The organism is Burkholderia singularis, assembly GCF_001718875.1.
Taxonomy (GTDB): Bacteria; Pseudomonadota; Gammaproteobacteria; order Burkholderiales; family Burkholderiaceae; genus Burkholderia; species Burkholderia singularis.
In genome coordinates this window covers 860,720-872,678 of record NZ_CP013448.1, presented here as the reverse complement: position 1 = coordinate 872,678, position 11,959 = coordinate 860,720, and the positions used below count along the sequence as shown (strand labels likewise).

At 64.7% G+C, this 11,959-nt stretch carries 14 protein-coding genes; 10 read left to right on the top strand and 4 right to left on the bottom strand.

The window, feature by feature from the left end; all coding sequences use genetic code 11:
- Positions 1–54 precede the first annotated feature (54 nt).
- A complete protein-coding gene (locus AQ611_RS03985) occupies positions 55–654 on the bottom strand; it encodes a YqiA/YcfP family alpha/beta fold hydrolase (protein WP_069233768.1) in 600 nt (199 codons plus the stop codon).
- Entirely contained in the window at positions 651–2,048 is a 1,398-nt protein-coding gene (mpl, locus tag AQ611_RS03980) for a UDP-N-acetylmuramate:L-alanyl-gamma-D-glutamyl-meso-diaminopimelate ligase (protein ID WP_069233767.1), read from the bottom strand. Before mpl ends, AQ611_RS03985 begins: the two co-directional genes overlap by 4 nt.
- 191 nt (positions 2,049–2,239) lie before the next feature.
- On the opposite strand from mpl, the gene AQ611_RS03975 reads away from it, so the two are divergent.
- The 10 genes from AQ611_RS03975 to AQ611_RS03930 all read left to right on the top strand — a co-directional run bounded on the left by AQ611_RS03975 (position 2,240) and on the right by AQ611_RS03930 (position 10,716).
- The gene (locus AQ611_RS03975) at positions 2,240–2,893 is read left to right on the top strand and encodes a UDP-N-acetylmuramate--alanine ligase (RefSeq protein WP_069233766.1); all 654 of its coding nucleotides are present in this window, start codon (positions 2,240–2,242) and stop codon (positions 2,891–2,893) included.
- A complete protein-coding gene (locus AQ611_RS03970) occupies positions 2,890–3,456 on the top strand; it encodes a TlpA family protein disulfide reductase (RefSeq protein ID WP_069233765.1) in 567 nt (188 codons plus the stop codon). Before AQ611_RS03975 ends, AQ611_RS03970 begins: the two co-directional genes overlap by 4 nt.
- 194 nt (positions 3,457–3,650) lie before the next feature.
- A complete protein-coding gene (gene aroQ / locus AQ611_RS03965) occupies positions 3,651–4,103 on the top strand; it encodes a type II 3-dehydroquinate dehydratase (protein WP_069233764.1) in 453 nt (150 codons plus the stop codon).
- A gap of 68 nt (positions 4,104–4,171) precedes the next feature.
- Complete coding sequence (gene accB / locus AQ611_RS03960; protein ID WP_059515841.1) at positions 4,172–4,642, top strand: acetyl-CoA carboxylase biotin carboxyl carrier protein; 471 nt, start codon at positions 4,172–4,174, stop codon at positions 4,640–4,642.
- A gap of 93 nt (positions 4,643–4,735) precedes the next feature.
- The gene (gene accC, locus AQ611_RS03955; RefSeq protein WP_059515840.1) at positions 4,736–6,109 is read left to right on the top strand and encodes an acetyl-CoA carboxylase biotin carboxylase subunit; all 1,374 of its coding nucleotides are present in this window, start codon (positions 4,736–4,738) and stop codon (positions 6,107–6,109) included.
- Entirely contained in the window at positions 6,106–7,008 is a 903-nt protein-coding gene (gene prmA / locus AQ611_RS03950) for a 50S ribosomal protein L11 methyltransferase (RefSeq protein ID WP_069233763.1), read from the top strand. The genes accC and prmA overlap by 4 nt, the downstream gene beginning before the upstream one ends.
- 47 nt (positions 7,009–7,055) lie before the next feature.
- A complete protein-coding gene (locus AQ611_RS03945; RefSeq protein WP_083237222.1) occupies positions 7,056–8,609 on the top strand; it encodes a DUF3426 domain-containing protein in 1,554 nt (517 codons plus the stop codon).
- 78 nt (positions 8,610–8,687) lie between these two features.
- A complete protein-coding gene (gene tpx / locus AQ611_RS03940; protein WP_059515835.1) occupies positions 8,688–9,191 on the top strand; it encodes a thiol peroxidase in 504 nt (167 codons plus the stop codon).
- 92 nt (positions 9,192–9,283) lie between these two features.
- On the top strand, positions 9,284–10,222 hold the full coding sequence (locus AQ611_RS03935; RefSeq protein ID WP_059515833.1) for a carbohydrate kinase family protein: 939 nt from the start codon (positions 9,284–9,286) through the stop codon (positions 10,220–10,222).
- 23 nt (positions 10,223–10,245) lie between these two features.
- On the top strand, positions 10,246–10,716 hold the full coding sequence (locus tag AQ611_RS03930) for an outer membrane lipoprotein (RefSeq protein ID WP_069233762.1): 471 nt from the start codon (positions 10,246–10,248) through the stop codon (positions 10,714–10,716).
- A gap of 229 nt (positions 10,717–10,945) precedes the next feature.
- On the opposite strand, the gene AQ611_RS03925 is transcribed toward AQ611_RS03930, so the two are convergent.
- Together AQ611_RS03925 and AQ611_RS24425 are read right to left on the bottom strand one after the other, a co-directional pair.
- A complete protein-coding gene (locus tag AQ611_RS03925; RefSeq protein WP_069233761.1) occupies positions 10,946–11,533 on the bottom strand; it encodes a histone H1-like DNA-binding protein in 588 nt (195 codons plus the stop codon).
- Between the two features lie 28 nt (positions 11,534–11,561).
- Positions 11,562–11,888, bottom strand: a complete 327-nt coding sequence (locus AQ611_RS24425; protein WP_082711845.1) for a hypothetical protein — start codon at positions 11,886–11,888, stop codon at positions 11,562–11,564.
- Between the last annotated feature and the right edge of the window lie 71 nt (positions 11,889–11,959).

The following is an 11,959-nucleotide window of genomic DNA, read 5'->3' as shown; positions in this document are numbered from 1 at the left end:
ACTGTCGTGCGCCGCGCTCCGGCCGGAAGCGGCGCCATGTGTGGTGCCGTCGGTTTAGAACGCCGGCCTCGTATCCGGCGCTGCTTGTCCGGCATCGCAAAACGCAAGAACGTCGTCGATATAGTCGGCAAATTCGCTGATGCCATGGTCACTGCCTTCGATGACGCGAGTCCGTGCACCGGGATAGCGCGCCAGCATCTCGCGGTAATCGAGCACCTCGTCGCCCGTCGCCGCGAATAGATAGTAGCGCTGCGGCCGCGTGATCGTCGGCACGTGCAACGCATTCAGCTCATCCAGATGATGCGGCTCGACAACGATCGTACCGCCCCCGTGCCAAAGCGGCTGCTCGCCGAGATAGCGCTGCAAGTCGCGCTGCGGCTGCGTCGCAGGATTCAGCAGCACCGCGCGCCAGCCGTGCTTCTGCGCAAGCCAGGTCGCGTAGTAGCCACCGAGCGAACTGCCGATCACGGTCACTTCGTGCGCCGGCACGCCCGCGGCCTGCGCCTCGGCAACCGCAACCGCATCGAGCGGTGCGACCGGCAGCGCCGGGCAGCGCCACTCACCCGAGCGGCCGAGTTCGGCAAGCCGCGCGGCCAGCGCGCGCGCCTTGAACGACTGCGGCGACGAACGAAAGCCGTGCAGATAGAGAATCACGCGCCGCTCCGGCTGCGCGCGCCGAGCGCATCCAGTAGCTTCTGATGAACGCCGCCGAAGCCGCCGTTGCTCATCACGAGCACGTGATCGCCCGGCCGCGCCGCGCGCGTCACCGCATTCACGAGCGCATGCAGATCGTCGAACGCGCGCGCCTTGTCGCCAAGCGGCGCAAGCGTATCCGCAAGATGCCAGCCGAGCGCGTCGCGGCCCGTGGATGCGCCGTAGCCGAACACGAGATCGGCGTCGGCAAGACTCGCCGGCAACTGCGCCTTCATCACGCCGAGTTTCATGGTGTTCGAGCGTGGCTCGAGCACGGCGAGGATGCGGGCATTTTCCCGGCCGATACGCGCACGAAGGCCGGCGATCGTGGTTTCGATCGCGGTCGGATGATGCGCGAAGTCGTCATAGACCGTCACGCCGTCGACGCTGCCGCGCACCTCCATCCGGCGTTTCACGTTACGGAACGTGGCGAGCGCGGCGGCGGCACGCAGCGGCGGCACGCCGACATGGCGCGCAGCCGCGATCGCAGCGAGCGCATTCATCCGATTGTGCTCGCCCTGCACCTGCCACTCGACGACGCCAACCCGCTCGCTACGCGAATAGACGGCAAAACGCTCGTCGACAGGCACGCCGTCATCCGCGGGCAACGCCTGCCAGCCGCCGTCGACACCGAAGCGCTCGACCTCGCTCCAGCAGCCGCGCGCCAACACGCGCTCGAGCGCGTCGTCGCGGCCATTCGTCACCAGCCTGCCAAGGCCCGGCACAGTACGGATCAAATGATGGAATTGCGTCTCGATCGCGGCAAGATCAGGGAAAATATCGGCATGATCGAACTCGAGATTGTTGAGAATCGCGGTACGCGGCCGGTAATGGACGAATTTCGAGCGCTTGTCGAAGAAAGCGGTATCGTACTCGTCGGCTTCGATCACGAAGAAAGTCGAATCGGTAAGCCGCGCGGATACGCCGAAATTCAACGGCACACCGCCAATCAGAAAGCCCGGATTCAGGTCCGCGTCTTCGAGAAGCCACGCGAGCATCGAACTCGTCGTTGTCTTACCGTGCGTGCCGGCGACAGCGAGCACCCACTTACCGGCGAGCACGTGCTCGCCGAGCCATTGCGGCCCCGACACATAAGGCAACCCGCGATCGAGAATCGCTTCCATCAGCGGATTGCCACGCGATACGACATTGCCGACCACGAACAGATCGGGCTTCAGATCGACCTGCTCGGCGCCATAACCTTCGATCAACTGAATGCCCTGCGCTTCGAGCTGCGTGCTCATCGGCGGGTAGACACCCGCGTCGCACCCAGTCACCGTATGGCCCGCCGCGCGGGCGAGCACGGCAAGACCGCCCATGAAAGTGCCGCAGATGCCAAGAATGTGGATATGCATAGAGCTTTTTGCGCCGCATGGGCGTCGAATCGAACCGGGAGGCCGGCCGCGACGTGCGCCGATTGCCGGGACTACGCGCATGAGCGCTCGCTCGCGCCACCGCCCAAAGCGCACTATTGTAACTGACGTCTCCGGCGGCTCCGCCAAGGCGCGGCAGCCGCATCGCGCCGTTCTAGTATGATTGTCGAATCATGTCTCGCAAAACCCTACTCGATCCGCAACGCGTGCGCGACGAAATTGCGCTCGCGGCGGCACGCCTGATTGCCGAAGACGGGCTCGATTACGCTGGCGCAAAACGCAAGGCCGCCCGGCAGGTATTGGGCGGCGACAGCCGAATAGCCGGAGAATGGCTGCCGGATAACGACCAGATCGAAGAAGAACTGCACGAGTATCTGGCTCTGTTCCAGGCTGACACCCAGCCCGTCGAACTGAGGCGGCTGCGCGCCATCGCGCTTGCGTGGATGGAGCGGCTCGCCCCGTTCAACCCATACATCGCCGGTGCGGTGCTGAACGGCACCGCTAATGTGCATTCCGATATTTATTTGCAGATCTTTTGCGACAATCAGAAAGATGTCGCCATTTATCTGCTGAATCAGAACGTTCAATATGACGTTTCCGAAACCCGCCATTTCGCGGGACGCGGCGACGTCGAAACGCTCAGCTTCCTGTGGCGCGGAGCGCGCGGCGAAGCACCCGTCGGCATTCATTTGACCCTCTATACGAGCAACGACCTGCGCGGCGCCCTGAAGGCGGACGCCCGCGGCCGGCTTGCCCGGGCCGATGCGGCGGCCTTGCGCGCCCTGCTCGACGCCGCTCCCCTCTCACCGACCGACCCCAATCGATGACGAACAGCAAAAGGATTTTCGCGGCCGTCGCGGTTGCCGCCATCGCGACCGCCGGCGGCTTGGCCGCCGGCCATTGGTGGCGCGGCAGCGCGGGCAATGAAGACGCCCAGGCGGCCGCGCCGGCTGCAAGCGCGGCGCCCAGCGCTCCCGTCGACGCACTATGGGCTGCGTCTTTCCCCGGTGTCGACGACAAATCGCACGCGCTCGCCGCCTATAAGGGCAAGAATATTGTCGTCAATTTCTGGGCATCCTGGTGCGGCCCATGCGTCGCAGAAATGCCCGAACTCGTCAGCCTGTCCCATGAATACGCGAAAAAAGATATTCATTTCATCGGAATAGGCGTCGATTCGGAGCAGAATGTGAAAAACTTCCTGAAGAAAGTGCCGGTCGACTATCCGATCTTCGTCAGCGGCTATGCGGGCGCAGATCTGGCCCGAAATTTTGGCAATACCGCGGGCGCGTTACCGTTTACAGTCGTGATCGACGCCAGCGGCAAGATCCGTATGACGAAGCTGGGTCAAATTCACACGGACGAACTCAAACGCCTCCTCGACACGCTCTGATCAGTCGAACCGATTCTCGGCGCATTATGAACAATTTCTAGCAGATTGAAGCAAAATTGCCCGACGTTAGCCGATTCTGAGCCTATTGGCAGGCCGCCGTCGGCGCGCCGGCGCCGTCGGCCATTCGGCGAAACTAGACAAATTTCTCTAATTGGCGATAAAGTTCGCGCAATTGCGCAGAAAAAGAAGCGACCATGACTCGATTGCTGGTGCTCCACGGCCCTAATCTCAACCTTCTCGGCACCCGGGAACCGGATGTGTACGGCCGCGTCACGCTCGAGCAGATCGATCAAGCGCTGGCTGCGCGCGCGCAACAGGCGGGCGCAGCCCTCGAGTCGTTTCAAAGCAATCATGAGGGTGCGCTGGTTGATCGCATCCAGGCTGCAAGAGCCGACGGCACCGCGTTCATTCTGATCAATCCCGCTGCGTATACACATACGAGCGTCGCGATTCGGGATGCGCTCGCGGGGGTCGGCATCCCGTTTGTCGAGATTCATCTGTCGAACGTGCACCGGCGCGAACCGTTCCGGCATCACTCTTATTTTTCCGATCAGGCCGAAGGCGTGATTTGCGGCCTTGGCTGGAAAGGCTATCTGTACGCACTCGAATACGCGCTCGACAAGCTGCAACAGGCCGCGCGCGGCTGAGATTTACAAGAACTCGATTCAGCGCCGGTTCCGAACCGGCGTTTCACGTATTAAAAGGGGAATTCCCGATGGACCTTCGTAAGCTGAAAACTTTGATCGACCTCGTCTCCGAATCCGGCATCTCCGAGCTGGAAGTCACCGAAGGCGAAGGCAAGGTTCGCATCGTCAAGAACGCGCCGCCGGTCTACGTCCAGCAATCGGGCGGCTTTGCGCCGCAGGTGAGCGCCCCAGCCCCCGCCGTCGCGGTGCAGCCCGAAAGCGCAAGCGCGCCGGCCGCCGCTGCGGTTGCGCCGGCCGCGCCGCAAGGCCACGTCGTCACGTCGCCGATGGTCGGCACGTTCTACCGCGCGCCGTCGCCGGGCGCCGATCCGTTCGTCCAGGTCGGCGACACGGTCAAGGAAGGCCAGACACTCTGCATCATCGAAGCAATGAAGCTGCTGAACGAAATCGAATCGGACAAAGCCGGCGTCATCAAGGAAATCCTTGCCGAGAACGGTCAGGCCGTCGAATACGGCCAACCGCTTTTCGTGATCGGCTAACGTCTGCCCGCGCGGCGCGCGCGTCGAGAGCGCCGCCGCCCTGCTCCTCAAGGCACGCACAGCGTGTGCCCATCGAAGAGACGAATACTCGCTATGTTTGAAAAAATCCTCATTGCCAATCGCGGGGAAATCGCGCTGCGCATCCAGCGCGCGTGCCGCGAGCTCGGCGTCAAGACGGTGGTCGTCTATTCCGAGGCCGACAAGGAAGCCAAGTATGTGAGGCTCGCCGACGAGGCGGTCTGCATTGGGCCGGCCCCGTCGAACCTCAGCTATCTGAACATGCCGGCCCTCATCAGCGCGGCCGAAGTGACGGACGCCGAAGCGATCCACCCCGGCTACGGCTTCCTGTCGGAAAACGCCGATTTCGCCGAGCGCGTCGAGCAGTCGGGCTTCACGTTCATCGGCCCGCGCCCGGATACGATCCGGATGATGGGCGACAAGGTCACCGCGAAGCAGACGATGATCAAGACCGGCGTGCCGTGCGTGCCGGGCTCGGACGGCGCGCTGCCGGACGATCCGAAGGAGATCGTGAAGATCGCGCGCTCGATCGGCTATCCGGTGATCATCAAGGCGGCGGGCGGCGGCGGCGGGCGCGGGATGCGCGTCGTCCACACCGAGGCGGCGCTCGTCAACGCGGTCAACATGACGCGCGAGGAAGCGGGCCGCGCGTTCGGCAATCCGCAGGTCTACATGGAGAAGTTCCTCGAAAACCCGCGCCACATCGAGATTCAAGTGCTGTCGGACTCGCACCGCAACGCGCTGTGGCTGGGCGAGCGCGACTGTTCGATGCAGCGCCGCCACCAGAAGGTGATCGAGGAAGCACCCGCGCCCGGCATCCCGCGCCGCCTGATCGACCGGATCGGCGACCGCTGCGCGGACGCGTGCAAGAAGATGGGTTACCTCGGCGCAGGCACGTTCGAATTCCTGTACGAAAACAACGAGTTCTACTTCATCGAAATGAACACGCGCGTGCAGGTCGAGCATCCGGTGACGGAGCTAATCACGGGCGTCGACATCGTGCAGGAACAGATCAAGATCGCGGCCGGCGAAAAGCTGTCGATCCGCCAGCGCGACATCCAGTTCCGCGGCCACGCGATCGAATGCCGGATCAACGCCGAGGATCCGTTCAAATTCACGCCGTCGCCAGGCCGGATCACGTCGTGGCATACGCCGGGCGGCCCCGGCATCCGCGTCGATTCGCACGTATACAACGGCTATTTCGTGCCGCCCAATTACGATTCGATGATCGGCAAGCTGATCGCCTACGGCGCGACGCGCGAGCAGGCGATCAACCGGATGCGGATCGCGCTGTCGGAAATGGTGGTCGAAGGCATCCAGACCAACATCCCGCTGCATCGCGAATTGATGCTCGACTCGAAGTTCGTCGAAGGCGGCACCAGCATCCATTATCTCGAGCACCGGCTCGCGCAGCGGCAGCAGCACGCGCCGGAAGAAGCGGCGTCATGAGTTACCGGGAACTCGTCGTCGAGCTGCCGCGCGAGCACGCGGAAGCGTTGTCCGACGCGCTCGTCGAGCTGGGAGCGCTGTCGGCGTCCGTCGAGGACGCCGACGCCGATACGCCGGACGAACAGCCGCTCTTCGGCGAGCCGGGCCTCGCGCCGGAGCACACCGCGTGGCAGCGCTCGCGCGTGGTCGCGCTCGTCGACGCGACGCACGACCCCGCCGTGCTGCTTGCCGCCGCCGCGAACGAAATCGGCCTCGCCAAGACGCCGCGCTTCGACGTGCGCGACGTCGAGGATCAGGATTGGGTACGGCTGACGCAATCGCAATTCGATCCGATCCATATCGGCGAACGAATCTGGGTCGTGCCGTCTTGGCATGATGCGCCGGCCCCCGAAGCGCTCGTACTCGAACTCGATCCCGGCCTGGCATTCGGCACGGGCAGCCACCCGACGACGCGCCTTTGCATGGAGTGGCTCGAACAGACGGTGCAACCGGGACAGTCGGTCCTCGATTACGGCTGCGGCTCCGGCATCCTCGCGATTCTCGCGAAGAAATGCGGCGCGGGCAGCGTGACCGGCATCGACATCGACCCTCAAGCTGTCGAAGCCGCGCGCCAGAACAGCGCGCGCAACCGCGCCGAAGTCGTCTATGGCCTGCCCGACGCTTGCCCCGACAGTGAATTCGATATCGTCGTCGCGAATATCCTGTCGAATCCGCTGAAGCTGATGGCGTCGATGCTCGCGTCGAAAGTGAAGCCGGGCGGACGGCTCGCGCTGTCTGGCGTGCTCGCGCGGCAAGCGGACGAAGTCGCGAGCGCCTATGCGCGTTATCTCGACATCGCCGTCTGGCGCGAACACGAAGGTTGGGTCTGTCTCGCCGGAACGCGGCGCGAAAGCCATTAGAATAGGCGCAGTCCAACCTTAACGGTTTAGCTGGCGGCCCGGCTAACATGAACTCACCTCGTTCGTCGTCCTCCGAAGAAGACAGTCAGCGCGCTTGGGGCGGCCAGACGCCAGCGCACGCGCGCCTCGCGGCGCGCTGCCCACATTGCGAAACCGTCTTCCGGCTACAGCGCGAACAACTCGCGCTGCGCGGCGGGCTGGTGCGTTGCGGGCATTGTCAGCAAGTGTTCGACGCGACCTGCTCGCTCGTGTCCGACGAACCGGCCGTGGCCGCCGCGCTGGCGGCCGAAGCCGTGCGCGGCGCGGCGCCCGCCAAGCCGCCTCGCCTCTTTGCCGCCACGTCGCCCGGGCACGTACCGCTCGGAGCCGGTCATCGCGACTTCACGCCGCACGCGTGGGACATGCGTGCACCCTGGCTCGACGGCAACGTCGAACCGGAGTTGCAAGTAACGAGCGCGGGCATCGGCGCGGCGGCAAACCGCGTGGTTGCACAAGGGGAAGCCGCGTGCGGTGCGATCGGCTCGGCGGCACGCGGTGCGACGGCAAACGGTCCGGCCCCGGTCATTCAGGACGCGCCGCCCGGCGCGGCCATTGCCAATCGCGCGTCCGAAGCCGCAAGCGGCGTGGCAATCGGCGATCCGGCGACCAACGGCATTGCGGGCGCAAGCGCTCCGCCGACAGACCGCGTTGAATCGAACCGCTCGGCATCGAGCCTCTGCGCGACGAACGGTGCTGCTTCGAACGGCCAGGCAATGGGTAGCGGCGAGACGGCCAATCACGCCACCGTCAACGAAACTGGGCCGGCATCGCCCGACTGCCGCGCGGGCGACAGCACATCCGCCGACGCGTGCGAGCCGTCCCGCCCCCTCGCCTCCACCGCCGCTTTGCACACCGCACCCGCCGATGCCCCCGTCGCCCGGCCCCCGCACCCGATCGAGCCCGTGCCCGTATCGTCCGCTGCGGCATCGGCGCCGTCCGCACCGGCCGACGCACATCCCGGCCGCGAGCCGCATTTCAGCGCGCCCGCCGCCGCAACGGCCGAACCGTTCGCGGCATCGCCCGAGCCCGACAATCGCGAACACTTCGCGCTCACCCGCGAGACTCGCACCGGCGCGATGCGCGGCAGCTTCGCGCATGCGTTCGGCGTCGCCGCCGCCATCGCGCTCGCCGCGCTGCTCGTCGCGCAGATCGCCTGGTGGCAACGCGAAACGCTGATGATCTACTGGCCCTCGACGCAACCGCTCTTCAGCGCGGCCTGCGCGCAGTTGGGTTGCGCCGTCACGCCGCCGCGCGCAATCGACGGCTTGCGGCTCGATGCGTCGGACTTGCGCCAACTCGACGGCCCCCAGACGCTCGAGCTGAAAATGCCGCTCACGAACCGTTACCGGGTTGCGCTCGCGTATCCGTCGATCGAACTGACGCTGCTCGATGAGGCGAACAACATCACCGCGCGCCGCGTGCTCGCCCCGCTCGACTATGCACGCCCCGGCACGCCCATCGAAGCGGGTCTGCCCGCCGGCACAACGCAGACGATGGTCGTCAAGATCGAGACCGCCGGTGTGGCCGCATCGAATTTTCGCGTGCAGATTTTTTATCCGTAACGCAACACGGCGCGCCGCCCGCGGCGCGACACCCGTCAACCCGTGCGCCGCTACGGCGCACATATTTGGAGTACGAACATGAGCAAAGTGACGCTGGGTGGCAATCCGATCGACATCGCCGGCACGTTCCCGTCCGTCGGCTCGCAAGCGCCCGACTTCAAGCTGGTCGGCAAGGATCTCGCCGATCTGACGCTGGCGAGCTTCGCCGGCAAGCGCAAGGTGCTGAACATCGTCCCGAGCCTCGACACGCCGACTTGCGCGACGTCGACCCGCAAATTCAACGAAGCGGCGAGCAAGCTCGACAACACGGTCGTCATCGTCGTCTCGGCGGACCTGCCGTTCGCGGCGTCCCGCTTCTGCACGACCGAGGGCCTCGCGAACGTCGTCACCGCGTCGACGTTCCGCGGCGGCCGCGCGTTCGCCAATGCATACGGCGTGGACGTGACGAGCGGCCCGCTGAACGGTCTGACCGCGCGCGCCGTCGTCGTGCTCGACGAGCAGGACAAAGTCACGCATGCCGAACTCGTCGGTGAGATCAAGAACGAGCCGAACTACGACGCGGCGCTCGCCGTACTGAAATAAGCGTCGCCGAACGGCCACGCGCCGCCCGCACGCGCACCGCGTGCGCCGGCGCGTGAGCACGCCCGTCCACCTCTCTCACAGGAACGCCCAACTTGGCTACGCTGATCTGCGGCTCGATTGCCTACGACAACATCATGACCTTCCAGGGGCGCTTTCGCGAGCACCTCCTGCCCGACCAGCTGCATCTCATCAACCTGAGCTTTCTCGTGCCGACGATGCGCCGCGAATTCGGCGGCTGCGCGAGCAACATCGCATATGCACTGCATCTGCTGGGCGGCGATGCGCGGATGATGGGCACGCTCGGCGCGATCGACGCTCAGCCGTACCTCGAGCGCCTCGACGCACTCGGTCTGTCGCGCGAATACGTCCGGGTACTGCCGGATACGTATACCGCGCAGGCGATGATCACGGCCGATCTCGACAACAATCAGATCGCCGCATTCCACCCCGGCGCGATGATGCAATCGCACGTGAATCACGCCGGCGAAGCCCGCGACATCAAACTCGCGATCGTCGCGCCGGACGGCTTCGAAGGGATGATCCAGCATACGGAGGAACTCGCGAAGGCCGGCGTGCCGTTCATCTTCGATCCGGGCCAGGGTTTGCCCCTTTTTGACGGTGCGACGCTGCGTCGCAGCATTGAACTTGCGACGTATGTCGCTGTCAACGATTACGAAGCCAAGCTGGTGTCCGACAAAACAGGCTGGTCCGAAGACGAAATCGCCAGCCGGGTCCAGGCGCTCATCATCACGCGCGGCGAGCATGGCTCGACGATCCGCCATCGCGATGGCGAAGAGCAGATTCCCTCCGTTCCTGCCGAGCGCATCGTCGATCCGACGGGCTGCGGCGACGCATTCCGCGGCGGCTTGCTGTACGGCATCGAGCAAGGCTTCGATTGGGCGACGACGGGGCGCCTCGCCAGCTTGATGGGCTCGCTGAAAATCGCCCATCAGGGCCCGCAGACTTATACGCCGACCCGCGACGAAATCGATGCACGCTTCGCGGCAGCGTTCGGCTATAGCCTGAAGTGAAATTCGTTTGGAGAAGATGAAACATGTTGACCAGGAAAAACCTCACGCTCGCCGCGATGCTGACTGCTGCGGTAACGCTCGCGGGCTGCTACACGCCGGGCTCGGCCGACGTGTATAGCGCCGGCCAGGCGCAACGGGAACAAACCGTCCGGATGGGTACGGTCGAGAGCGTGCGCGCGGTTCGGATCCAGGGCGACGGCGGCGGCTCGGCGCTCGGCACGGTTGGCGGCGGCGCGCTCGGCGCCGTGGCCGGCAGCGCGATCGGCGGCGGCAAGGGCTCCATCCTTACCGCCATCGCGGGCGGCCTCGCGGGTGCCGTCGCGGGCAACGCAATCGGCCAGGGCATGAGCAATGCGAACGGTGTCGAAATCACGGTGCGCCTCGATAACGGCGATCTGCGCTCGATCACGCAGGCTGCGACAGCCGAGGTGTTCCGCGCGGGCGACCGTGTGCGTCTGCTGTCGAGTAGCGGCGTCACCCGCGTCACGCACTGACGGGCCTGCGTCGCGCTCTGCCGCGGCACGGCAGCGGCGGCAATCCGGGCTAAGAACGCATGCGCCTAACGCGCATGCGTTTTCTTTTGTGCGTATGCTCGTCTTCGCCGCTGGGCAACCGGCCAATAAAAATCCCGCCACCGACAAAGCCGGTGGCGGGATTTGATCGAGTAGCCTTACTCGATCCAGCAAGACACAACGAGTGTGTCCGGTTTTAGCGCAGCAGGTGTTACGGACGGCTGCCGGTCGGGAACGGCCACGCCGCTGCCGGGTTGAGCGCCGTCTTCACGCCCGATGCCGGAGCAACCGATGCCGTCGACGCAGTGGTGGCCGGCGCAGCCTTCTTCACGACCGCCTTTTTCGCAGCTTTCTTCGCCGGTGCGGCTTTCTTCGCAGCAGGCGCAGCCTTCTTCGCAGCGGGAGCAGCCTTCTTCGCCGGTGCAGCCTTCTTCGCCGCAACCTTCTTTACCGCGACCTTCTTCGCTGCGACTTTCTTAGCCGCCACCTTCTTCACCGCGACTTTCTTCGCCGCAACCTTCTTTGCCGGCGCCTTCTTAGCCGCCACCTTCTTCACCGCGACCTTCTTCGCCGCGACTTTCTTAGCCGCCACCTTTTTCACCGCAACCTTCTTCGCAGCGACCTTCTTTGCCGCGACTTTCTTCGCCGGCGCCTTCTTAGCCGCGACCTTCTTAGCTGCTACCTTCTTCACCGCGACCTTCTTCGCAGCGGCTTTCTTTACCGGCGCGGCGGCTTTCTTCGCTGCGGGCTTCTTAGCGGCGGCCTTCTTGGCGGCCGGTTTCTTCTTGGCAAGTGCCATCATGTTCTCCTTCAGGTTCAGATGAGAGTCAGTTCAAACTACACCCTTCGTCAAAACCCGCTTCCCGCGGACGTTTATCAGGACGTGCGCTACGAAGCGGGCTATTCATCGGCGTACGCGGTCGACGCATGCTTACGCTAATGAATACGGTATGGCGTGCGGTGCCCACCGGCATCGCACGCCAAATCAAGTCGGTGGCAGGCGCACCCTTCGCCGCCACCCCTAATCGCTTGATCGAGCCGGCGGCGGTGCAGCCGCCGGCTTTTCGCGGAGGGAAGTTTGCCCATCCCACTGAAGGGTTCGCAAAGTGCCTGTCGTATACGTGGGCCCCTGGGGCACCGGACATGCTTTGCATCAGGCGTTCTTGCTCCTAAACCTTGTGCCGGGCGCAACGCCCGGCTCTAAATATCGTCATTCGCCGGCGCG

What these genes read in the sequence shown, in the direction of transcription:
- mpl (WP_069233767.1), bottom strand. Translation starts at nt 2,048, where the DNA reads ATGCATATCCACATTCTTGGCATCTGCGGCACTTTCATGGGCGGTCTT.
- AQ611_RS03975 (WP_069233766.1), top strand. Translation starts at nt 2,240, where the DNA reads ATGTCTCGCAAAACCCTACTCGATCCGCAACGCGTGCGCGACGAAATT.
- AQ611_RS03970 (WP_069233765.1), top strand. Translation starts at nt 2,890, where the DNA reads ATGACGAACAGCAAAAGGATTTTCGCGGCCGTCGCGGTTGCCGCCATC.
- aroQ (WP_069233764.1), top strand. Translation starts at nt 3,651, where the DNA reads ATGACTCGATTGCTGGTGCTCCACGGCCCTAATCTCAACCTTCTCGGC.
- accB (WP_059515841.1), top strand. Translation starts at nt 4,172, where the DNA reads ATGGACCTTCGTAAGCTGAAAACTTTGATCGACCTCGTCTCCGAATCC.
- accC (WP_059515840.1), top strand. Translation starts at nt 4,736, where the DNA reads ATGTTTGAAAAAATCCTCATTGCCAATCGCGGGGAAATCGCGCTGCGC.
- prmA (WP_069233763.1), top strand. Translation starts at nt 6,106, where the DNA reads ATGAGTTACCGGGAACTCGTCGTCGAGCTGCCGCGCGAGCACGCGGAA.
- AQ611_RS03945 (WP_083237222.1), top strand. Translation starts at nt 7,056, where the DNA reads ATGAACTCACCTCGTTCGTCGTCCTCCGAAGAAGACAGTCAGCGCGCT.
- tpx (WP_059515835.1), top strand. Translation starts at nt 8,688, where the DNA reads ATGAGCAAAGTGACGCTGGGTGGCAATCCGATCGACATCGCCGGCACG.
- AQ611_RS03930 (WP_069233762.1), top strand. Translation starts at nt 10,246, where the DNA reads ATGTTGACCAGGAAAAACCTCACGCTCGCCGCGATGCTGACTGCTGCG.
- AQ611_RS03925 (WP_069233761.1), bottom strand. Translation starts at nt 11,533, where the DNA reads ATGGCACTTGCCAAGAAGAAACCGGCCGCCAAGAAGGCCGCCGCTAAG.
- AQ611_RS24425 (WP_082711845.1), bottom strand. Translation starts at nt 11,888, where the DNA reads ATGCAAAGCATGTCCGGTGCCCCAGGGGCCCACGTATACGACAGGCAC.